Genomic DNA, 22,411 nt, shown 5'->3' on the forward strand with positions numbered 1-22,411 from the left:
CGCCGTTGCCGGCGGGCAGGCCGGTGTCGGACCGCGATGCGGACCCTCAGCGCGCCCGCGCCGACGAGGCGACCTCGTCTTCGTCCTGCGCGCCGCCCCTCGTCCGCCACAGGCTGTAGACGATGCCGCCGGTCAGCAGCGTCACGGTGACGAGCAGCGACACCCACGGCGGCAGGTGGACGAGGTCGAAGGTATCCGCCACCACGATCTTGAGGCCGATGAAGATCAGGATGAAGGCGAGCGCCGTCTTGAGGTAGGCGAAGCGGTCCACCATCGCGGCGAGCGCGAAATAGAGCGCGCGCAGCCCCAGGATCGCGAAGATGTTCGAGGTGTAGACCACGAAGGTGTCGGTGGTGATCGCGAAGATCGCCGGCACGCTGTCCACCGCGAAGATCACGTCGGCGAGGTTGACGAGGACGAGGCCGAGCGCCAGCGGCGTCAGCCAGCGCACCATCTTGCCGGTCTCGGGATCGGGCTTCTTCACGACGAATTGCTGGCCGTGCAACTCGGGGGTGATGCGGAAGAAGCGCCGCAACACCTTGACGGCGCGGTTGTCGTTGATGTCGACGGCCTCGGTCTCCTCCTTCGAGACGAGCATCTTCACGCCCACGAAGATCAGGAAGGCCGCGAACACCGTGAGGATCCAGGCCGCCTGATGCACCAGGGCGGCGCCGAGCCCGATCATCAGCCCGCGCATCACGAGCGCGCCGAGGATGCCCCAGACCAGGACGCGGTGCTGGGCCGCCCGCGGGATGCCGAGCGAGGTCAGGATCACCGCGATGACGAAGACGTTGTCCATGGACAGCGACTTCTCGACGACGAGGCCGGTCACGTATTCCTGTGCCGTCTGCCCGCCGAAATACCACCAGACCCATCCGCCGAAGGCGAGCCCGAGGCCGAAGTAGAAGGCCGTAAGCAGCAGGCTCTCACGCACCTCGATGACGTGGTTCTTGTCCTTGTGGAGAACGCCGAGGTCGAAGGCGAGCAGCGTGACCACGACCGCGTGGAAGCCGAGCCACATCCAGATCGGCTTGCCGAGCCAATCGACGAAGAGAAATTCGGGCATGCGCGGGCACCATCGATGCTTTTCAAGGGAGAGGAAAGCATCGGCTCCGACATCACGGAGGCATGAAAACGCGCTCCGCCAGAGGGGCCCGCAGCCGATGTCGCGGACTTGGGAAGGCCTGTCGGCGGAATCAAGGGTGTCCGGGAGCCTTGCGGTTCTCCGGGAGCCTTGCGGTTCTCCTTGACAGGACGGGTGCCGATGCGGCTCCGCATGGGCATGCAAGACGTGCCGCCGACCGATATCGCCGTCATCGGGGCCGGCCCCGCCGGTCTCTTCGCCGCCGAGGTGCTGGCTGGGGCCGGCCACCCCGTGACGGTCTACGACCGGATGCCGTCGGTGGGCCGCAAGTTCCTGATCGCCGGACGCGGCGGCCTCAACCTCACCCATTCCGAGGCGCTGACGGATTTCCTCGCCCGCTACCGGCCGGCACCGGCCGGCCTCGTCAGGGCGGTCGAGGGTTTCCCGCCCGATGCGCTGCGGGCCTGGTGCCACGACCTCGGCCAGCCGACCTTCGTCGGTTCGAGCGGCCGGGTGTTCCCCGAGAGCTTCAAGGCCTCGCCGCTGCTGCGGGCCTGGCTCGCCCGCCTCGACGGCCTCGGGGTCCGGATCCGGGCCCGCCATCGCTTCGTCGGCTGGTCCGACGCCGGCGGTGCCGCCTTCGAGACCCCCGACGGACCGGTGACGCGGCATTCGGGGCCGGTACTGCTGGCGCTGGGCGGCGCGAGCTGGCCTCGCCTCGGCTCGGACGGCGCCTGGGTCCGGCTCCTCGAGGGCCACGGCGTGCCTGTCTCGCCCCTGAGGCCGGCCAACGTCGGTTTCACGGTGGCATGGTCCGAGCACCTGCGTCGCCGCTTCGCCGGCGAGCCCCTGAAGCGCATCGCCCTGCGCTTCGGCGACACCACCGTGCGCGGCGAGGCGGTGGTGACCGCCGACGGCATCGAGGGCGGGGCGGTCTATGCGCTCTCGCGCCCGATCCGGGAGGCGATCGCCGAGCGCGGCGAGGCCGTGATCCACCTCGACCTACGGCCGGACCTCGCCCATCGGACCTTGGTCGAACGGCTCGGCGCCGCGAAATCCGGGCAGTCCCGGTCCACCACCCTGCGCAAGGCCGCGGGCCTGAGCCCTGTGGCTACGGCGCTCGTCTACGAGGCCGCCGGCCGCACGCTGCCCGACGACCCGGTGCCGCTCGCCGCCCTCGTCAAGGCGGTGCCCGTCCGCCTGCGCGCCCCGCGACCGATCGAGAAGGCGATCTCCACCGCCGGGGGCGTCGCCTTCGCCGGCCTCGACGACCGGTTCATGCTCACCGCCCGGCCCGGCACCTTCGTGGCCGGCGAAATGCTGGATTGGGAGGCGCCCACCGGTGGCTACCTGCTCCAGGCCGCCTTCGCCACCGGGCGCGCCGCGGCCCAAGGGCTTCTCGCCTGGCTCGGCGAAGAGGCGGTCAGGCCCCCGTCATAGGCGTGCGCAGATCCCGATCATGCCCTGGCTGTCGGCGGGACAGGCGGCGCTCGGCGCCCCGCCGCTCTGCATGAAGGTCGGGCTGCGCGCCTTGAGGCAATAGGCCGAAACCAGGACCTCCGCGGTCTCGCAGGTTATCTCGCAGCCGCCCACCGGGCAGCTCTCGAGCCTCAGGAGCCGGAACGCGCTCGCCGATGGGACCGGTGTGGCCACGACGGCGGCCGCACCCGCCTGCCCCGCCGCACCGTCGGCCCCGGCCGTCCCCGCCACGCCCTGCGGCCCGGCGGGCCCCTGCGGACCGGGCTCGCCCCGTTCGCCCTTGGGACCGGGCGGTCCTTGCGGTCCGGCCTCGCCCTTCGCGCCGGGCTCGCCGCCAGGACCCGGATCGCCCTTCGGACCCGGATCGCCCTTCGGACCCGTTTCACCTTTGACGCCGGCTTCCCCGTTCGCCCCCGGAGCACCGGCCACACCCGCGACCCCCTGCGGTCCCGATGAGCCGCAATTGGCCACCACCGCCTCGCGCTCGTCCTCGCCCGCCTTCAGCGTGGCGACGCAGTTGGGCGGCAGATAGGGCAGCCGGAACGAGAAGCGCCCGCGCTTGTCGGCGATCACCGAGATGTCGTCGTCGAGCACTACGACGAGACCGCCCTTGCGCAGGCTCCCCGAGATCCGCAGGTCGCCGGCCTCGATGCGTGCCTCGTAGACCGTGATCGGCTGGCTCGGCTCAGGCGGTCGCTTGGCCCGCGGCTTGGACGCTTTCGGCGCCGACCGCGCACCAGGTGTCCCCGCAGACGGGCCGTCGGACGGCTCCGCGGGAGCCGCCGTCTCGCCGGGCAGGACCTGGATCGCCAGCTGCGCGGCGGCCGGCACCGATGCGACCGGTCCCGCCAGCACCATGGCCGCCAGGAGGAAAGCGACGCCGTCGAGACGCATGGATCTGTTCCCGGCCACCGCCGCGTCCCGGCGCGGCAGGCGGACATTGGCGTCGGGCATCCGGAACGGTCAAGCCTCGTGATCGCCCGATCGAAGGCTCGCCGCCGTTCCGGCCGGGATCGTCAGGCCACCTCGAACGACGTCCACAACCCGGTGTCGAAGCGCTCCAGCACCGCCGCGCTGATCAGCCAGCGCCCGGGATTGTCGGCGAGGAAGGCGATGCGGGCGGTGCGGCCTTCCGGCAGCTGGAACGTGTCGAGCCAATAGGGCTCCCAGCCGTCGTCGAGGTTGTGCAGCAGGCGGAAGGCGTGGCCGTGCAGGTGCAGGCCCTGCGTGAAGGCCGTCTCGTTCTTGATGGCCAGGACCACCACCTGACCGCGCTTGACGGTGAACAGCGGCGGCTGGCCCGCTGCGCCGCTGACGCCGTTCATCGCCCAGATCCGGGCCGGATCGCCGGAATAGCTCGGCTCGACCTCGGGCTTGGCCTTGTCGATCCTGGCGCCGCCGGTGATCGCGATGTCGCGCCGCACCGCGTTCTGCAGCTTCACCTCGGCCGGCAGCAGGGTGTTGACGCCGACCGGCCCGATCGGAGGGCGGTTTCCGGCGACCGGCTCGCCCCTGGTGGTGATGCTGGCGAGCGCCAGGCCTTCCCCGATCAGCGCCGTGATCGCGCCGCTGACGGCCGAACTCGGGAGGTCGACCAGCAGGTCGTAGCGGGTCCCGGGGCCGAACGGCAGCGTCGCGCGCAGGGGCTCGAAGGTGTCGGTGGGCTGGCCGTCGACGGCCACCACGTAGACCTTGAGCCCGTCGAAGCGGATGCGGGTCGCACGGGCGTTGCAGGCGTTGGCCAGCCGCAGGCGCAGCCGCGCATTGGGCGGCGCCTCGATCGCCTCGGGCGTCGGGCGGCCGTTGACGGTGACGAGGTTGCCCAGGCGCCCGGAGGCGGCGGCGAAGGGCGTCTGGCCGAAGGCCAGCAGGGCGGCCTGGTCGTCGAGCCGCCAGTCCTGCATCAGCAGGGGGATGTCGCGGTCGACCGGGGGCAGGACCTTCTCCTCGACGATCAGCATTCCGGCGAGGCCCCGCCCCGACGGCTCGCTCGATCCGCCGACCACGAGGGGCCGCATCAGGAAGGTGCCGGCGTCGGGGGGCGTGAAGGCGTAGGTGAAGTCCGTGCCCGGTGCGATCGGCGGCTGCGTCACCCCGCCGACGCCGTCCATGGCGTTGCGGTTGCGCACGCCGTGCCAATGGAGCGAGAGCGGCTTGTCGGTCCGGTTCTCGACCTTCAGGCGCACGGGCTCGCCATGCCGCGTCCTCACCACCGGCGGTGCCGCCTTGCCGTCGAAGGCCCACAGGGCGGTCTCGGGTGCCGGTTCCGGCTTGAGACGGGCCTTGAGGGCGCCGGCGACGAGGTTGCGCGGCTCGGGTGCAGGCGTCGCGGGCTGCGCGCCGCCCACCGAGGGAAACACGGCCAGCCCCGCGCCCAGGGCGCCGGCCCCGAGCACCGCGCGCCGCGAGGGACCGCACGGGGCGGCGACGGTGGACGGGCCGGGTCGATTCTCTGGCATGGGTCCTCGCGGCCTCGTCTGCGATGCGGCTGGCTTGTAGACGGCGTCGGCGCGATCCGCCAAACGGCCGGCGCGCGGGGCCCTGGGGGCCTGCAAGTTTTTTGCTGCGGGCCGGATCGTGCGTGCTATAGAGCCGCGCTCTGGCGGCGGGATGCGCGCCGGGCGTGGACGCTTGCGGGCGTGGCGGAACTGGTAGACGCGCTGGATTTAGGTTCCAGTGACGATGAGTCGTGGGGGTTCGAGCCCCTCCGCCCGCACCAGCCCCGCCGTCGGGAACGGAATGGCTCATAGCGATGGCCGGCCCGGCCTGCCGTAACTGTCGTACCACCGGCCCGTGCGTTTCTCGCTGTCGTCGGCCGCCGCGACCCGTGTTCGGGGGCGAGGCCGGGCGAGACCCATTCGCGTGATCACACGGACGACAGCGGAAAGACGACCATGCAGGTGACCGAGACACTGTCCCAGGGCTTGAAGCGCGAGTTTCAGGTTCTCTTCGCGGCCCACGAGCTCGAGGATCGCCTGAACAGCGAGTTGTCCACGCTCAAGGACAAGGCCCAGATCAAGGGCTTCCGCCCCGGCAAGGTGCCCGTGGCGCACCTGCGCAAGCTCTACGGGCGCTCGGTGATGGCCGACGTGCTGCAGAACGCGGTCAACGAGGCCAACCAGCGGATCGTCACCGACAACAACCTCAAGCTGGCGCTGGAGCCCAAGATCGAGTTCCCCGGCGAGCAGTCGGTGGTGGAGCGCGCCCTCGACGCCAAGGGCGACATCGCCTTCAACGTGGCGCTGGAAGTGCTGCCGAGCTTCGAGCTCGCCGACCTCTCCGACGTCAGCCTGAAGAAGCTCGTGGTCACGCCTTCCGAGGCCGAGGTCGACGAGGCGATCGGCCGCATGGCGAGCCAGGGCCGGCCGTTCAGCCCGAAAGCCGAGGGTGAGGCCGCCGCCACCGGCGACCGCGTCACCATCGACTTCGTCGGCCGCATCGATGGCACCCCCTTCGAGGGCGGCACCGGCGAGGGCGTCGATCTCGAGCTCGGCTCCGGCCAGTTCATTCCTGGCTTCGAGGACCAGCTCGTGGGCGCCACCGTCGGCGAGGCGCGGCTCGTGAAGGCTTCGTTCCCGGCCGAGTACGCCGCCGAGCACCTGGCCGGCAAGGACGCCGAGTTCGACGTCACCGTCACCGCCATCCAGGCGCCCGGCGAGGTCACCCTCGACGACGCGTTCGCCAAGGGCTTCGGCATGGATTCCCTCGAGAAGCTCCGCGAGGCGATCTCCGCCGCCATCGGCAGCGACTTCGAGGCGCAGTCCCGGCGCAAGCTGAAGAAGGAGCTCCTCGACGCGCTGGACGGCAAGTACAGCTTCGACCTGCCGCCGAGCCTCGTCCACCAGGAGTTCGCCGCCGTCTGGGCCCAGGTCGAGCAGGATCTCAAGACCCGCGGTAAGACCTTCGAGGACGAGGGCACCACCGAGGAGAAGGCGACCGCGGAATACCGCCGCATCGCCGAGCGCCGCGTCCGTCTCGGCTTGGTGCTTGCGCAGGTCGGCGAGACGGCCGATATCAAGGTGACGGACGAGGAGGTGAACCAGGCCCTGATCGCGCGCATCCGGCAATACCCGGGGCAGGAGCAGCAGGTCTGGGACTTCTATCGGAAGAACGCACAGGCGCTCGCCGAGCTTCGCGCGCCGCTGTTCGAGGAGAAGGTCGTCGACCATGTCCTCGCCCAGGTCCAACTCGTCGAGGAGCCCGTCTCGAAGGAGACGCTGTTCGCCGACGAGGACGAGGACAAGGCGGACGGCAAGGCCGAGCCCGCCCCGGCCTCCGACAAGGCCGACTGAGCCCGACGCTCTCCTCCGAAGGGGCTGCGGGCGGATTTTTTAACTGAGGCGCCCATAACGGTCGCCGTTGTTCGCTGCACGTCCGGTCCGCGAGTGGGTTCGCGGCCGGATTCCCCTGGGAGCCTGGGCACGATGATGAGAGATCCGGTCGACTATTATAACAGCGCGCTCGTGCCCATGGTGGTGGAGCAGTCGAGCCGCGGCGAGCGGGCGTTCGACATCTACTCGCGGCTCCTGCGCGAGCGGATCATCTTCCTCACCGGCCCGGTGGAAGATTACGGCGCATCGCTCATCGTCGCCCAGTTGCTGTTCCTCGAGGCCGAGAACCCCAAGAAGGAGATCTCCTTCTACATCAACTCGCCCGGCGGCGTGGTGACCTCGGGCCTCTCGATCTACGACACGATGCAGTTCATCCGCTGCCCGGTGACGACGCTGTGCGTCGGCCAGGCCGCCTCCATGGGCTCGCTCCTGCTCACCGCCGGCGCCCCCGGGCACCGCTTCGCCCTGCCCAACGCCCGGATCATGGTCCACCAGCCTTCCGGCGGCTTCCAGGGCCAGGCCACCGACATCCTGATCCACGCCCGCGAGATCGAGGCGCTCAAGAAGCGCCTGAACGAGATCTATGTGAAGCACACCGGGCGCGACTACGACACCATCGTGACGGCGCTGGAGCGCGACAACTTCATGACCGCCGACGCGGCCAAGGAGTTCGGCCTCATCGACGAGGTCATCCAGAAGCGTCCCGAGCCGGCCGCCGCCTGACGCCGGGCGTAATCCTTTGCCGCGACGGGAACGGGCGGGTCCGCCTTGATCCTGCCGCGGCAGCGTGCTTGCATCTCCTCGCCGGGACGTTCTCGTCAGAAGCGCGCAGGTGACTGTTTCTTTAGGCGGATGCCATTACATCTGAGCGAACCGTGCGTGCCGGAGGCTGGCCGCATGTCCGCACATCGGAGACCGATATGAGCAAGACTGGCGGCAACGACTCGAAGAGCACGCTGTACTGCTCGTTTTGCGGCAAGAGCCAGCACGAGGTCCGCAAGCTGATCGCGGGCCCGACGGTGTTCATCTGCGACGAGTGTGTCGAACTGTGCATGGACATCATTCGCGAGGAGTCGAAGTCCTCTCTCGTGAAGTCGCGCGACGGCGTGCCGACGCCCAAGGAGATCCGCCGCGTCCTCGACGACTACGTCATCGGCCAGGATTTCGCCAAGAAGGTGCTCTCGGTCGCGGTGCACAACCACTACAAGCGCCTCGCCCACGCCTCGAAGCACAACGACGTCGAGCTGGCCAAGTCCAACATCATGCTGATCGGGCCCACCGGCTCCGGCAAGACTCTGCTCGCCCAGACACTCGCCCGCATCCTCGACGTGCCCTTCACGATGGCGGACGCGACGACGCTGACCGAGGCCGGCTACGTCGGTGAGGACGTCGAGAACATCATCCTGAAGCTGCTCCAGGCCTCCGACTACAACGTCGAGCGGGCGCAGCGCGGCATCGTCTACATCGACGAGATCGACAAGATCAGCCGCAAGTCAGACAACCCCTCGATCACCCGCGACGTGTCCGGCGAGGGCGTGCAGCAGGCCCTCCTGAAGATCATGGAGGGCACCGTCGCCTCCGTGCCTCCGCAGGGCGGCCGCAAGCACCCGCAGCAGGAGTTCCTGCAGGTCGACACCACTAACATCCTCTTCATCTGCGGCGGCGCCTTCGCCGGGCTGGAGCGCATCATCTCGGCGCGCGGCAAGGGCACCTCGATCGGCTTCGGCGCGACCGTGCAGGCCCCTGACGACCGCCGGACCGGCGAGATCTTCCGGAATGTCGAGCCCGAGGACCTGCTGAAGTTCGGCCTGATCCCCGAGTTCGTGGGTCGTCTGCCGGTGCTGGCGACGCTGGAGGACCTCGACGAGGTCGCCCTCAAGCGCATCCTGCAGGAGCCCAAGAACGCGCTCGTGAAGCAGTACCAGCGCCTGTTCGAGATGGAGAACGTCGACCTGACCTTCCAGGACGAGGCCCTCTCCATGGTCGCCCGCAAGGCGATCGAGCGGAAGACCGGTGCGCGCGGCCTGCGCTCGATCCTGGAGACCATCCTGCTCGAGACGATGTACGACCTGCCCGGCCTCGATTCCGTGGAGCAGGTGGTGATCGGCCCCGAGGTGGTGGAGGGCAAGTCTCGCCCGCTCTACATCCACGGTGACCGCAACAAGGACGTGCCCGCCAGCGTCAGCGCCTGAGGGCGATCCCGAGCCGGCCCCCTTGTCGCATGAGGGGCCGGCAGGCCGGCGGGCCGCTTGAAGACCCTCGCCGCAGGGACCATTTGAAGCCTAGCGCGATGGCCGCACGCCCACTGTCTGGGGTCCGGTGCCGCGCCGCCAGCCGCATCGTCTCCGTTGCTTCCGACCCCCTCGCGGCCCGGTCGGCCCCTGGCAGGTTGCTTGCTCCTCATTGAGAGGCGGCTGCCCGGCGTCAATCATGAGGAAGTCCTTTATGACCCAATCGAAATCGCGCCAGCCGGTGGTCCCGGGCTCGACGGGCACCTATGCCGTCCTGCCCCTGCGAGACATCGTCGTATTCCCGCATATGATCGTGCCGCTCTTCGTCGGCCGCGAGAAGTCGATCCGTGCCCTGGAGGAGGCGGTTCGCACCGATCGCCACATCCTACTCGCCACGCAGATCAACGCCAGCGACGACGATCCGGCCACCGACGCGATCTACAAGATCGGCACCCTGGCCAGCGTGCTCCAGCTTCTCAAGCTGCCCGACGGCACCGTGAAGGTGCTGGTCGAGGGCGCCGGACGCGCCCAGATCACCCGCTTCAGCAAGTCGGACGCCTATTACGAGGCGGAGGCCGAGACATTGACCGACGAGCTCGGCGATCGCGTCGAGGCAGAGGCCCTGGCCCGCTCCGTGATCTCGGAGTTCGAGAACTACGTGAAGCTCAACAAGAAGATCTCGCCCGAGGTCGTCTCGGCCGTGACGCAGATCGACGAGCCCTCGAAGCTCGCCGACACCGTCGGCTCGCATCTGGCCGTCAAGATCGCCGACAAGCAGGCGATCCTCGAGATCCCGACGGTGGCGCAGCGCCTCGAGCGCGTGCTGTCGCTGATGGAGAGCGAGATCTCGGTCCTGCAGGTGGAGAAGCGCATCCGGACCCGCGTCAAGCGGCAGATGGAGAAGACCCAGCGCGAGTACTACCTCAACGAGCAGATGAAGGCGATCCAGAAGGAGCTCGGCGACGAGGACGGTCGCGACGAGCTCGCCGAGCTCGAGGACAAGATCGAGAAGACCAAGTTCACCAAGGAAGCCCGCGAGAAGGCGGTGGCCGAGCTGAAGAAGCTGCGCCAGATGTCGCCGATGTCGGCCGAGGCGACGGTGGTACGCAACTACCTCGACTGGATGCTCGGCATCCCGTGGGGCAAGCGGTCCAAGATCAAGAAGGACCTGCTCGGCGCCCAGGGCATGCTCGACAACGACCACTTCGGCCTCGACAAGGTCAAGGAGCGGATCGTCGAGTACCTGGCCGTGCAGCAGCGGGCCAACAAGCTCACCGGCCCGATTCTCTGCCTCGTCGGCCCACCCGGCGTGGGCAAGACCTCGCTCGGCAAGTCGATCGCCAAGGCGACCGGCCGTGAGTTCGTGCGGATGTCCTTGGGCGGCGTGCGCGACGAGGCCGAGATCCGCGGTCACCGCCGGACCTACATCGGTTCGATGCCCGGCAAGATCGTGCAGTCGATGCGCAAGGCCAAGACCTCCAACCCCCTCATCCTGCTCGACGAGATCGACAAGATGGGCATGGACTTCCGTGGTGATCCGTCGGCGGCTTTGCTCGAAGTCCTGGACCCCGAGCAGAACTCGACCTTCAACGACCACTACCTTGAGGTCGACTACGATCTTTCGAACGTCATGTTCGTGACGACGGCCAATACGCTCAACATCCCTGCGCCCTTGATGGACCGCATGGAGGTGATCCGTATCGCCGGCTACACCGAGGAGGAAAAGGTCGAGATCGGGCGCAAGCACCTGATCCCGAGCGCGCTCAAGAAGCACGGCCTCGACGTCAAGGAATGGCAGATCGACGACGCATCGCTCCTGATGCTGATTCGCCGCTACACCCGCGAAGCCGGCGTGCGCAACCTCGAGCGCGAGCTGTCGAACCTGATCCGCAAGGCGGTCAAGGAAATCCTGATCACCAAGGTGAAGGCCGTGGCCGTCACTGAGGAGACCCTGCCGGTGTTCCTCGGTCCTCCGAAGTTCCGCTACGGCGAGATCGACGAGGAGGATCAGGTCGGTCTGGTGACCGGTCTGGCCTGGACCGAGGTCGGCGGCGAACTGCTGACGATCGAAGGCGTCATGATGCCCGGCAAGGGCAAGATGACGGTGACAGGGAACCTGCGCGACGTGATGAAGGAGTCGATCTCGGCCGCGGCGAGCTACGTCCGCTCGCGGGCCGTCGACTTCGGCATCGAGCCGCCGCTGTTCGACCGTCGCGACATCCACGTCCACGTTCCCGAGGGGGCGACCCCGAAGGACGGTCCCTCCGCCGGTATCGGCATGGCCACCGCCATCATCTCGACGATGACGGGGATCGCCGTGCGCCGCGACGTGGCGATGACGGGTGAAGTGACCCTGCGTGGTCGGGTGCTGCCGATCGGCGGACTCAAGGAGAAGCTGCTCGCGGCTCTCCGCGGCGGCATCAAGACGGTGCTGATCCCCGAGGAGAACGCGAAGGACATCGCCGAGGTGCCCGACAGCGTGAAGAACGGGCTGGAGATCATCCCGGTCTCGCGGATGGATCAGGTGCTCAAGCACGCCCTGGTGCGTGTGCCCGAGGCGATCGAGTGGGACGAGCCGTTGCCGGCGGTCAAGCCGGTGGTGGCGGACGACGACGGGGCGATCGTGGTGGCGCACTGACACGCCGCGACCATCGACGGGACGGTGATAGCGGCGGCTCCCACGGGGGCCGCCGTTTTCTTATGGCACTCCGATTTCCAAAGAAGGAACGCGGTTGTGTCGTCGATCCGTATTCCCGCAAAGCGGGCGTACCGCTATCGTCGTCCGCCAGGCGGCGAGGTTTCGATGCGGTCCCGATGGCGTTTGCGACATGTGCCGATCACGCTGGGTCTCTTTGTGTCCGCCTGCAGCGGGACGGGGCCGCCACCGCCCTCGCCGACCGCGACCCTGCGCGAGCGCGTGGCGGCGCTGGCCCTGCGCCAGACCGATTTCGGGGCGATCTCCGTCATTCCCGTTCGCTTCGAAAAGAGCCGCCTCTCCGGCCCGTTCGAGGACGGCGGGCGTACGCTCTATTGCGTGTCGAGCCGGATGAAGGGCCGAAGCTTCGATAACGGCGAGCGCCCCAAGGTCGTGATTCGCGACGAGGGCGGCGTGCTGAAGGTGGTCGAGGACGAGGTCGAGGTCTGCGAAGGGCACCGGACGGAGCCGTTCCCGGAGCTGGAGACCCTCGGGAACGCGGCCCGGTCCTGACGGACGCCCCCCGGCCGGCGCTGGCGCTCAGTTCACCTCCACCTGCACGACCCCCGGCACCGCCCGCAGCGCCCCGGCGATCTGTGGTGTCGCCTGATATTTGCCCGGCAGCTTGACCTCGACCTCGCGTTCGCCGCCGTCGAGGATGAGGATCAACGAGACCTCGCCCTCGCCGCGCACCTGCAGGCGCTGGTGCACGCTGCCGAGCGGGCGTTCGTCGCGCAGGTAGACCCGCATGCCCTTCTGGTGGCGGGCCACCGCCTCGTCGAGGGGTTCGGCCGAGAGGATGCGGGCGCGCACGTCGTCGCCCTCGAGGTTGGCCTGCAACTGCAGAACGAGGGGTCGGCCCGGCTCCAGGATCTCGCGGAACTGGTTCAGCCCCTCCTGGAAGATGATCGCCTCGAAGTGGCCGGTCTGGTCCGAGAGCGTCACGATCCCGAGCTTGTTGCCGCTCTTGGTGCGGCGCTCGGACCGGTCGAGCACCGAGGCCGCGACCTTGGCGACGCTCGTGGTGCCGGCCCGCACGCCCTTGCCGAACTCGGCCCAGGTCTGCACCCGCAGCTTTTCGAGGAGCGCGCCGTACTCGTCGAGGGGGTGGCCGGACAGGAAGAAGCCGATGGCCTCGTATTCCTTCTTGAGGGTCTCCGCCATCGGCCACGGCTCGTAGGGCGGTACCCGCAGTTCGATGCCCAGCGCGACGACCCCGCCGAACATGTCGGCGATGCCGGTGCTCTCGGCCTCGGCCGCCCCCTGCGCCAGCTTCATCATCGGCTCCACCGCGGCGAACGCCCGCGCCCGGTCGACCTCGATCGGATCGAGGGCGCCTGCGGCCACCAGATTCTCCAGGGTGCGCTTGTTGACGTGGCGCGGGTTGAGCCGCCGGGCGAGGCAGGCGAGATCGCCGAAGGGCTTGTCGCCGCGGGCCGCCACGAGGGCTTCCACGGCGGCTCGCCCGACGCCCTTGATCGCCGCCAGGGCGTAGCGAATACGCCCGTCGTGGACCTCGAAGCCGACGCCCGAGGTGTTGATCGACGGCGGTTCCACCGTGATCTTCAGGCGCTGGGCATCCTGGCGGAACTCGGCGAGCTTGTCGGTGACGTCGATGTCGAGCTGCATCGCCGCGGCCAGGAATTCGACCGGATGGTTCGCCTTGAGATAGGCGGTCTGGTAGGTCAGGAGGGCGTAGGCCGCGGCATGGCTCTTGTTGAAGCCGTAGTCGGCGAACTTGGCCAGGAGGTCGAAGATCTCGTTGGCTTTCGACTCCGTCAGGCCGCGCTCCACCGAGCCCTTCACGAAGCGGTCGCGCTGGGCGTCCATCTCGGCCTTGATCTTCTTGCCCATGGCGCGGCGGAGCATGTCGGCGTCGCCGAGCGAATAGCCGGCCAGCACCTTGGCCACCTCCATCACCTGCTCCTGGTAGACGATGATGCCGAAGGTCTCGGCCAGGATCGGCTCGAGCTTGGGGTGGGGATACCAGGCGGCTTCGTTGCCGGCGTCGCGACCGAGCTTGCGCTCGCAATAGACCGGGATGTTGGCCATCGGGCCCGGCCGGTAGAGTGCCACCAGCGCGATGATGTCCTCGAAGCGGTCGGCTTGCATCTCCACGAGCGCCTTGCGCATGCCGGCCGATTCCACCTGGAACACGCCCACCGTCTCGCCGCGCTTCATCGGCTCGTAGGTCTTGGGGTCGTCCAGCGGCAGCGATGCGAGATCGACGTGGATGCCGCGCTGCTTGAGCAGATCGGTGCAGCAGCGCAGCATCGTCAGGGTCTTCAGGCCCAGGAAATCGAACTTGACGAGGCCGGCGGCCTCGACCCACTTCATGTTGAACTGGGTCACCCGCATGCCGGTCTTGGGATCGCGATAGAGCGGCACCAGGGCCTCGATCGGCCGGTCGCCGATCACCACGCCGGCGGCGTGGGTCGAGGCGTGGCGGTGCAGGCCCTCCAGCTTCTTGGCGATCCCCATGAGGCGGGCCACCACCGGCTCCTCCTCCATGGCGGCCTGCAGCTTGGGCTCGCCCTCGATCGCCTGGGTCAGGGTGACGGGATTGGCCGGGTTCTGCGGCACCAGCTTGGTCAGCTTGTCGACCTGCCCATAGGGCATCTCCAGCACGCGCCCGACGTCGCGCAGCACGCCACGCGCCTGCAGGGTGCCGAAGGTGATGATCTGGGCGACCTGGGGCTCGCCGTAGCGCTCCTGCACGTACTGGATCACGCGCTCGCGCCCCTCGACGCAGAAGTCGATGTCGAAATCCGGCATCGAGACGCGCTCGGGGTTGAGGAAGCGCTCGAACAAGAGGCCGAACCGAAGCGGGTCGAGGTCGGTGATCAGGAGCGCGTAGGCCACGAGCGAGCCCGCGCCCGAGCCGCGCCCGGGGCCGACGGGGATGTCGTGGTCCTTGGCCCACTTGATGAAGTCGGACACGATCAGGAAGTAGCCGGGAAACTTCATGCCGACGATGACGTCGAGCTCGAAGGCGAGGCGCTCGCGGTAGACCTGCTCGGTCATGCCGGGTGCCGGGCCGTGGGCGGCCAGGCGCAGGTCGAGGCCGGCCTCGGCCTGGCGCCGCAGCTCGTCCGGCTCCGAGGCCACCCCGGAGATGCCGACGTCGTCGGTGGCGTCGCCGGCGACGGCCTCGGCCTGGACGCGGGCGAAGTTCGGGAGGATCGGCTTGCGGGTACGGACCCGGTAGGCACAGCGCATGGCGATCTCGACGCTGGCGGCGAGCGCGTCCGGCATGTCGTGGAACAGGCGTGCCATCTCGGCCCGGGTCGTGAAGGCGTGCCGCGGCGTCAGCCGGCGGCGGCGCTCGTCGGAGACGAGGCGGCCCTCGGCGATGGCGAGCAGCGCATCGTGGGCGGCGTAGTCGTCGGCTTTGCCGAAGAACGGCTCGTTCGAGGCCACGATCCCCAGGCCGTGGCCGTCGGCGAGGCGGATGAGTTCGCGCTCGACCATCCGCTCCTCGTCGAGCCCATGGCGCTGGATCTCCACATAGAGGTTGTCCTGGCCGAACGCCCCGACGAGCCGTTCCAGGCGCCTGGCGGCGAGTTCGCTGCGCCCGGCCCGCAGGGCGGTGTCGAGGGGGCCGGACGGGCCTCCCGTGAGCGCGATCAGCCCGCCGCTGGCCTCGGTGAGGGCCTGGGCGGCGATCCGGGGCGGTTCTCCGAGGGGGCCGTCGAAATAGGCCCTGCTCGCCAGCCGCAGCAGGTTGCCGTAGCCGCGCTCGTCCTGGGCGAGGACGACCACGGTGCTCGCCGGGACATGGGCCACCCGCGCCATCGGGTCGGGGGACTCGAAGGCGACCGACAGGTGCAGGCCGGCGATCGGCTGGATGCCCAGGCCCGCCGCCTTCTCCGAGAATTCCAGCGCTCCGAACAGGTTGTTGGTGTCGGTGAGCGCCAGGGCGGGCTGCCGGTCCGCCGCTGCGGCCTTGACGAGGTCGCCGACCTTCAGGGCCCCTTCGAGCAGGGAGAACGAGGAATGGACGTGGAGATGGACGAAGCCGGGATCTTTGAGCGTCATGGCGCCAGGATCGCGAGTCGTCCTTACCCGTCTACCCACCACCGGCACCGGTCCTGCGATTGCCTGTGGAACGGAGCCCGGCTGTGCCTTCGCCGCCACGGATCGCGCAGCCCGGTCCAGGCGTGATCCGCCGACGGGAGAGGACGGGTCGGCACCGAGGCGGCGCTCGCTCAACGCAGGGGCGCGAGCGCCACCGCCCACGCCGCCAGCGCACCGGCGAGCAGCCCGAAGGCCGTGAACTCGACCATGCCGGTTATGATCGTGCGCTTGATCATCGTCGTCGCTCCTTCGGGTACTCCCGCGATCTTTGTTCCTGTTTTGTTCTGTGTAAAGCGGGGATGTGTCCGGCGCTTGCGACAGGGTGAAGAGTTTATGAGCGTCGGTCCTTTCCTGCCCTTCCCTTCCCTGCCTGCGGCTCCGCGCGGGCGGCGGCCGTCGTGGAGCTTGTCCGCCGATATCCACGCGACCGAAGACGGGCCGCCCTGCCCAGGCATGAATGCGCGACCTCAACAGACTGGCGCGGACGCGTTAACCTTGTCAGAGCCTGAACTGCGTAGTTGAATTCTCGATGTACTTAGGTATATTAATCATAGAATGCGTAACGTCGCATTTGTCGTAGACGAACACTGAAAAACGTAGCAATAAGGCGTCACGGAGCTGGCGCGGCGCTGACTTCGACAGACGAACGGGAAGATGACCATGACGAAGCTCGATCTCACCACCATGACCGCGATCTCGGGCGGTGGTTATGCCGGCGGCGGTGGCGCCCAGGCCAGCAACGGCGGCGTCGCCATCAATGGCAACGGCAACACCGTCTATTACGGCAACACCTCGAACCAGAGCTCGAACAGCGGCTCGTCGAAGAAGTCCTGATCAGGACAGGTCGCGTGGTTTTGCTCCCCGCGACCGACCGCTCGACACGCCCTTGACCGGCCGGCCTCGTCGACGTGAACCGTCGACGACGGCTCGGCCTCGGGACGAACCCCCATCCTTTTTCAATGTCCCATTCCGCGGAGACAACGCCATGACGAAGCTCGACCTCACCAGCATGACCACGATCTCGGGCGGCGCCGCCCAGGCCACCAACGGTGGCGTCGCCATCAACGGCAACGGCAACACCGTCTATTACGGCAACACCTCGAACCAGAGCTCCAACAGCGGCTCGTCGAAGAAGTCCTGATCCGCGCTTCAGCGCGATCCGACGTCTCCCGGGCGCCCGGCCCACGGGCGCCCCTCGATCTCCCCCTCTCACAGCCAGGGTACCGGACCGATGACGAAGCTCGACCTCACCACCATGACCGCGATTTCCGGCGGCGCCGCGCAGGCCAGCAACGGCGGCGTCGCCATCAACGGTGACGGCAACACCGTCTATTACGGCAACACCGCGAACCAGAGCTCGAACAAGGGTTCGTCGAAGAAGTGCTGATCCGCGCTTAGCCGCGATCCGACCTCTGCCGGGCACCCGGACCACGGGCGCCCTTTCCTCCCTCCCTCACAACTCAGGATATCGGACCGATGACCAAGCTCGACCTCACCACCCTGACCGCGATCTCGGGCGGCGCCGCTCAGGCGACCAATCACGGCGTCGCCATCAACGGCAACGGCAACACCGTCTATTACGGCAACACCTCGAACCAGAGCTCGAACAGCGGCTCGTCGAAGAAGTCCTGATCGGCACCGAGACCGGTCCGGTCGAGGCTCCGGCCCCCGGACCGATCGACACCGAGGCCGTCTGCCGACACCGCCTTCCCGTCTTGGTGAGAGCAATGTCGAGCGCGCGACACTCAATAGAGTTCGGACTTATATTACTTAAGTAGCAATAAGGCCCTGTATCGTCCGTCGCATGATCTCGACAGGGCACGAATCGTCGGTCATCAAGAGGGTGGAGTTAACGATGTGTTAACGCCGTTCAGCCCCAGGAGTGATGACATGCGCAAGCTCGATCTGAAGACCCTGCAGACCGTGTCCGGCGGCGGTGGCAAGGACTACGGCCACGGTCATGGCCACGACAAGGGTCATGGCAAGGGCGGCAAGGGCAAGGACAAGTCCTGACCTCGAATTCCCCCGCGTGCGGGTCGGCGGACCCGCACGCACCGATCTCGAATCGGCGGCGTCCGGTTGCACCCCGAGGGTTGCGCCGGGCGCCGCCTTAACCTGTCGCAAAGCCTGTTAGGCTAGGCATGTCGCCATCATGGACGACATTCCTGCCCTCTCACGACGCATTGCCAGCCTGCCCCTCGCGGCGCGGCGGCACGCCCTGCGTGCGGTCTGGACCGCCGGCAGGATCGCGGGACGCAAGGCCGACTTCGACCTCCACGGCCTCCTGCGCCACACCCTGCGGTTGGGCACCCGTGACGCCAAGCGGCTCGACCGCGAGATCGCCTTTCACGACACCCTCACCGAACTCGAATGGCTGGCGCTGCTGGTGCGCAGCACCGACCAGCTGATCGCCGATTCGCGCCGGGTGGTGACGGAGGGTGCCGGCATCCTCACCCGCACGGCGGCATCGGGCAATCCGGTCATCCTGGCCCCCCTTCACATGGGCAACTACGTCTTCGGCCTCGCGGCCACCATGAGGACGTTCTTTCCCGGACGGCGCATGCTGATCCTGCGGGCGCGGGAGGACCACGAGGCCGATACCCGGGTGATGGAGCGCATCCGCGAGATCGGCATCGAGATGCGGTTCCTGCAGGTCTCCGACAAGGCGAGCTATGCCGAGGCGGTGCGGTTCGTGCGCCAGGGCGCCGTCGTGATCTATTTCGTCGACCTGCCTCCGAGCTACGGCGGCCCGATCGACGTCGAGCTCCTCGGCCGGCCGATGCGACTGGCGTTGGGGATCGATTCGCTGGCGCGGGTCGCCAACGCCACCGTCGTGCCGCTCGCCGTCACCTCGTCGCTGAGCGGCGACACCGTGCACGTGGGCCGCGCCTTCGAGGTGGTCGACGTCGGCCGCGCCGAGCGGCTGCGCATCGCCGGCCTCGTCTCCCGCCATGTGGAGACGGCGATCCTGCGCGCACCCGGGCAATGGCACTTCTGGCCGCGCCTGTCCGAATTCGCCCCCCTGCCCGATCTCGCCACGGATGCCGCCGAATGACCTCCGCCGCCCCCGACGCGCCGGCACCGTCCCTCGGCGGTGCCGCCAGGGCCCTGGGCTCATCGATCCACGTCCGCCAGGACAGGGGCACGACCTGGCTCGCGATGCTGTGCGGCGCCCTCGTGGTCGTCCTCGTCATGGTGATGACGTTCGGGCATTTCGCACGCACCGAGGCCGTGCGCGGCTACACCTCGGCCTCGTCGGGGCTGTCGCGCCTCGATGCGCAGGTCAACGGCGTGGTCAAGACGATCCACGTCCCCCAGGGCGGGATGGTGGCGGCCGGCCAGCCGATCATGACGATCCGCCTGCGCGAGGTCACCAGCAACGGCGTCTCCACCGTCGGCGCCGCCGCCGCGAGCCTGCGCCAGAAGCGGGACAACCTGCTGGCCAGTCAGGCGCGCCTGACGAGCTTCCTCGATTCCAGCGCGGGCGACAGCAGCCAGCTCACCCAGACCCTCGACAGCGTCATCAAGGCGACGATCCAGAACGAGGACGCGATCCGCCGCGCCCTCGAGCGCCAGGAGCAGATGGTGCGCCGGGTCCGCCAGTACATGACCGCGGGCTACGCCACCCGCGACGCGCTCAACAGCTACGAGCGCACAGCCTTCGACTACGCCCGCCAGCTCTCGGAGATCCGGGTGCGCCGGGCCGAGTTGACCCAGCAGAGCACCGAGCGCGTGCGCACCCTCCAGCAGCTCGTCCTGGAGAAGCAGGGGCAGTTGTCCACCATCGCCAGCGAGCTCAGCCTGATCGAGGCCCAGCTCGCCGGCACCCAGGCCCAATCCGAGATCCAGGTGCTGGCGCCCTTCGCCGGCCAGGTGGCGAGCCTGCTTGCGGAGACCGGAGCCGCGGTCCAGTCCGACCAGGTCGTCGCCGTGGTCGGCGATCCCGCCGCCGAGCCGGTGGTGGTGCTCGAGGTGCCATCGCGTGCCATCGGCCTCGCCAAGGTCGGCCAGCGCGTCGTCCTCAAGTACGACGCCTTCCCCTTCAAGGTCTTCGGCGTCTCGCACGGCACCATCACCGCCATCGCCTCCTCGCCGATCAAGGCGCCCACCGTCACCTCGGAAAAGGACGGCATGGCCGACGGGCGCCCCGCGGCGGCCACGGCCTCGGCCCAGCAGTCGGTGTTCCGCGTCGAGGTGAGGCCCGAGACCAAGGTGATCCACGCCTACGGCCGGGACGAGACCATCGCCCTCGGCTCCACCCTCTCGGCGGATATCGTGATCGAGCGCAGGCGCCTGATCGATTGGGTCCTCGACCCGATCCGGGCCATGCGCGGACGGGGCTGATCGGACCATGTCGTTCCTGAATCGGCGCCGGGCCGTCAAGCCGATCCTGCAGAGCGAGGCCAACGAGTGCGGCCTCGCCTGCCTCGCGATGATCGCCAACTATCATCGCCACGACGTCGACCTCACCTACATGCGCACCCTGTTCCCGCTCTCGCGCAGCGGGATGACCCTGGCCAACATCGTCGAGGTGGCCGGCGCCCTCTCCCTCGACGCGCAGGGCTACGGCCTCGCCAACGTCGGCGAACTCGCCAACCTGTCGCTGCCGGCGCTGCTGCACTGGCAGGGCAACCACTTCGTGGTGCTGGAGCGCATCGTCGGCGACACCTTCCACGTCATGGACCCGCAGTTCGGCTTGCGCCTCTACCAGCGCGCCGACATGGAGCGGTACTTCTCCGGCGTCGCCCTCGAGTTCGAACCGCGGATCGACTTCAGCAAGGTCGAGTCGAAATCGGCCACGAGCTTCTTCGAGCTGTTCCGTTCGATCCGCGGCCTCGGCAACGTCCTGAGCCAGGTCACCATCGTGTCCCTGGCGATCGGGCTCCTGTCGCTCTCGACCCCGATCCTCTTGGAGATCGCCCTCGACACGGTGATCCCGCAGACCGACCTCGATCTCCTGGCCGTGCTCACCATCGGCCTCGGGTTCTTCCTGGTGTTCGAGGCCATCGCCAAGGGCCTGCGCGACTACATCACCCTGCGCTCGTCGATCCTCCTGCAGATCGCCTTCACCCGCAACGTCGTCGGCCATGCCATGCGGCTGCCGCTGAAGTTCTTCGAGTCGCGCCATCCGGGCGACTTCGTGGTGCGGCTGGATTCGATCGAGCACGTCAAGGCGAGCCTCGTGGGCGGCCTCGTCGCCTCCGTGGCCGACGCGCTGATGTCGATCCTGATCGTCGGGCTGATGTTCTACTACTCGCCGGCGATGACCATGGTCTCGCTCCTGACCCTGGTGGCGGTGCTCGCCCTGCGCTTCGTCTCGTTCCCGGCCCTGCGCCGCTACACCGACGCCTCCCTCGACGCCCATTCCCAGGAGCGCTCGCTCCTGATCGACGGGTTGCGGCGGATCCAGACCCTGAAGGCGCACAACACCTCCGAACTCTTCACCATGCGCTGGTTCGAGAGTTTCGTGCGCTTCGCCAACACCGACTTCCAGGCGCGCAAGGCGGCCATCGCCACCGAGCTGTTCATCCACATCGCCATCGTGCTCAGCACGGTGCTGACCCTCTACATGGGCGTCACCGGCGTCATGAAGAGCACGCTCTCGGTGGGCATGCTCTACGCCTTCTTCGCCCTGCGGAACCACTTCTTCGAGATCGTGAACCTGCTCGCCACCAACCTCTTGCAGTTCTCGATCATGAAGGTCCACTTCAAGCGCCTCGACGACGTCATCGGGCAGGAGGCCGAGCCCCACGCCGATGCCGCCGCCGTTGACCGGCGCATCCGGCGCACCGTGAGCCTGGAGAACGTCATGGTCCGGTTCGGCCGGGCCGACCGGCCGCTCCTCCAGAACGTGAACCTCTCCATCGACCTCGAACGCAAGGAGTCGATCGCGATCCTCGGCCTCTCGGGCTCGGGCAAGTCCTCGCTCCTCAAGATCATCGCGAGCCTGCACGAACCGGCCGAAGGGCGCCTGCTCATCGACGGCCAGCCGATCAGCCAGTTCGGCAAGCGCGAGTTCAGGGCCAACCTCGGGGCGGTCTTCGCCGACGACGGCGTCTTCGCCGGAACGGTGGCCGACAACCTCGCGATGTTCGATCCCGACGTGACCAAGGCGGCCATGGTCAAGGCCCTCGACTGCGTCGGCCTCGCCGAGGAGATCGAGCGGCTACCGCAGGGCTTCGCCACCCTGGTGTCGGAGGAATCGAGCATCCTCTCCACCGGCCAGCGCCGCCGGCTGCTGCTGGCCCGCGCGCTCTGCCGCTCGCCGCGCCTGCTGCTCCTCGACGAGGTCACCGCCAACCTCGATCCGGCCACCGAACTCGCCCTGGTGGAGGGACTGAAGCGGGTTCCGGCAGCCAAGATCTTCGTGACACATTCGGAGATGCTGCTCGACCAGGTCGACCGCGCCTTCCGGGTCCAGGACGGCCGCCTCGTGGAGGTCCATCGCACGCCCGTGGCGCTCAGCGCCTGACCGATCCTGCCACCTGGGATCGATCCTGCCGCCCGGGTTCGA

The 22,411-nt window shown here is 68.4% G+C and carries 18 protein-coding genes and 1 tRNA gene; 15 read left to right on the top strand and 4 right to left on the bottom strand.

The window, feature by feature from the left end; translation table 11 throughout:
- Positions 1–46 precede the first annotated feature (46 nt).
- The gene (locus tag ASF39_RS12100; RefSeq protein WP_056284194.1) at positions 47–1,066 is read right to left on the bottom strand and encodes a TerC family protein; all 1,020 of its coding nucleotides are present in this window, start codon (positions 1,064–1,066) and stop codon (positions 47–49) included.
- A 216-nt stretch (positions 1,067–1,282) separates the two neighbouring features.
- Here ASF39_RS12100 and ASF39_RS12105 point away from each other — a divergent pair, with 216 nt between their 5' ends.
- The gene (locus ASF39_RS12105; protein ID WP_056284460.1) at positions 1,283–2,524 is read left to right on the top strand and encodes a TIGR03862 family flavoprotein; all 1,242 of its coding nucleotides are present in this window, start codon (positions 1,283–1,285) and stop codon (positions 2,522–2,524) included.
- Here the strand turns inward: ASF39_RS12105 and ASF39_RS22560 are convergent.
- Both ASF39_RS22560 and ASF39_RS12115 read right to left on the bottom strand, forming a co-directional pair.
- Positions 2,519–3,457, bottom strand: a complete 939-nt coding sequence (locus ASF39_RS22560; RefSeq protein WP_056284464.1) for a hypothetical protein — start codon at positions 3,455–3,457, stop codon at positions 2,519–2,521. The two genes, ASF39_RS12105 and ASF39_RS22560, sit on opposite strands and share 6 nt — an antisense overlap.
- A 122-nt stretch (positions 3,458–3,579) precedes the next feature.
- Positions 3,580–5,022: a multicopper oxidase family protein gene (locus ASF39_RS12115; RefSeq protein ID WP_056284200.1), complete on the bottom strand. Its 1,443-nt coding sequence runs from the start codon at positions 5,020–5,022 to the stop codon at positions 3,580–3,582.
- Positions 5,023–5,196: 174 nt separating this feature from the next.
- On the opposite strand from ASF39_RS12115, the gene ASF39_RS12120 reads away from it, so the two are divergent.
- The 6 genes from ASF39_RS12120 (at position 5,197) to ASF39_RS21895 (ending at position 12,333) form a co-directional block, all read left to right on the top strand.
- Positions 5,197–5,282: transfer RNA gene (locus ASF39_RS12120), tRNA-Leu, on the top strand.
- A 175-nt stretch (positions 5,283–5,457) separates the two neighbouring features.
- Entirely contained in the window at positions 5,458–6,855 is a 1,398-nt protein-coding gene (gene tig, locus ASF39_RS12125) for a trigger factor (protein ID WP_055885798.1), read from the top strand.
- A 135-nt stretch (positions 6,856–6,990) separates the two neighbouring features.
- On the top strand, positions 6,991–7,617 hold the full coding sequence (locus ASF39_RS12130; RefSeq protein ID WP_055885801.1) for an ATP-dependent Clp protease proteolytic subunit: 627 nt from the start codon (positions 6,991–6,993) through the stop codon (positions 7,615–7,617).
- Between the two features lie 197 nt (positions 7,618–7,814).
- Positions 7,815–9,086, top strand: a complete 1,272-nt coding sequence (clpX, locus tag ASF39_RS12135; RefSeq protein WP_055885803.1) for an ATP-dependent Clp protease ATP-binding subunit ClpX — start codon at positions 7,815–7,817, stop codon at positions 9,084–9,086.
- Positions 9,087–9,339: 253 nt separating this feature from the next.
- Complete coding sequence (gene lon / locus ASF39_RS12140; protein WP_055885806.1) at positions 9,340–11,763, top strand: endopeptidase La; 2,424 nt, start codon at positions 9,340–9,342, stop codon at positions 11,761–11,763.
- Positions 11,764–11,859: 96 nt separating this feature from the next.
- The gene (locus tag ASF39_RS21895) at positions 11,860–12,333 is read left to right on the top strand and encodes a hypothetical protein (protein ID WP_200938209.1); all 474 of its coding nucleotides are present in this window, start codon (positions 11,860–11,862) and stop codon (positions 12,331–12,333) included.
- A 27-nt stretch (positions 12,334–12,360) separates the two neighbouring features.
- Here the strand turns inward: ASF39_RS21895 and dnaE are convergent, their stop codons facing one another.
- A complete protein-coding gene (gene dnaE, locus ASF39_RS12150) occupies positions 12,361–15,858 on the bottom strand; it encodes a DNA polymerase III subunit alpha (protein WP_056284206.1) in 3,498 nt (1,165 codons plus the stop codon).
- Positions 15,859–16,557: 699 nt separating this feature from the next.
- Here dnaE and ASF39_RS12155 point away from each other — a divergent pair.
- The 8 genes from ASF39_RS12155 to ASF39_RS12170 all read left to right on the top strand — a co-directional run bounded on the left by ASF39_RS12155 (position 16,558) and on the right by ASF39_RS12170 (position 22,369).
- On the top strand, positions 16,558–16,731 hold the full coding sequence (locus ASF39_RS12155; RefSeq protein ID WP_156387692.1) for a hypothetical protein: 174 nt from the start codon (positions 16,558–16,560) through the stop codon (positions 16,729–16,731).
- Between the two features lie 151 nt (positions 16,732–16,882).
- Positions 16,883–17,038, top strand: a complete 156-nt coding sequence (locus ASF39_RS21325; protein ID WP_156387693.1) for a hypothetical protein — start codon at positions 16,883–16,885, stop codon at positions 17,036–17,038.
- A gap of 90 nt (positions 17,039–17,128) precedes the next feature.
- Complete coding sequence (locus tag ASF39_RS21330; RefSeq protein ID WP_156387694.1) at positions 17,129–17,284, top strand: hypothetical protein; 156 nt, start codon at positions 17,129–17,131, stop codon at positions 17,282–17,284.
- 89 nt (positions 17,285–17,373) lie between these two features.
- Complete coding sequence (locus ASF39_RS21335; protein ID WP_156387695.1) at positions 17,374–17,529, top strand: hypothetical protein; 156 nt, start codon at positions 17,374–17,376, stop codon at positions 17,527–17,529.
- A gap of 258 nt (positions 17,530–17,787) precedes the next feature.
- On the top strand, positions 17,788–17,910 hold the full coding sequence (locus ASF39_RS22565; RefSeq protein ID WP_274533832.1) for a hypothetical protein: 123 nt from the start codon (positions 17,788–17,790) through the stop codon (positions 17,908–17,910).
- A 139-nt stretch (positions 17,911–18,049) separates the two neighbouring features.
- The gene (locus ASF39_RS21340; protein WP_055885817.1) at positions 18,050–18,952 is read left to right on the top strand and encodes a hypothetical protein; all 903 of its coding nucleotides are present in this window, start codon (positions 18,050–18,052) and stop codon (positions 18,950–18,952) included.
- Positions 18,949–20,241, top strand: a complete 1,293-nt coding sequence (locus ASF39_RS12165; RefSeq protein ID WP_055885822.1) for an HlyD family efflux transporter periplasmic adaptor subunit — start codon at positions 18,949–18,951, stop codon at positions 20,239–20,241. Before ASF39_RS21340 ends, ASF39_RS12165 begins: the two co-directional genes overlap by 4 nt.
- 7 nt (positions 20,242–20,248) lie before the next feature.
- Positions 20,249–22,369 carry a peptidase domain-containing ABC transporter gene (locus ASF39_RS12170; RefSeq protein ID WP_156648473.1) on the top strand — a complete coding sequence of 707 codons (2,121 nt, stop codon included), beginning with the start codon at positions 20,249–20,251 and terminating at the stop codon, positions 22,367–22,369.
- Positions 22,370–22,411: the final 42 nt, after the last annotated feature.

This window comes from Methylobacterium sp. Leaf108 (genome assembly GCF_001423265.1).
GTDB lineage: Bacteria > Pseudomonadota > Alphaproteobacteria > Rhizobiales > Beijerinckiaceae > Methylobacterium.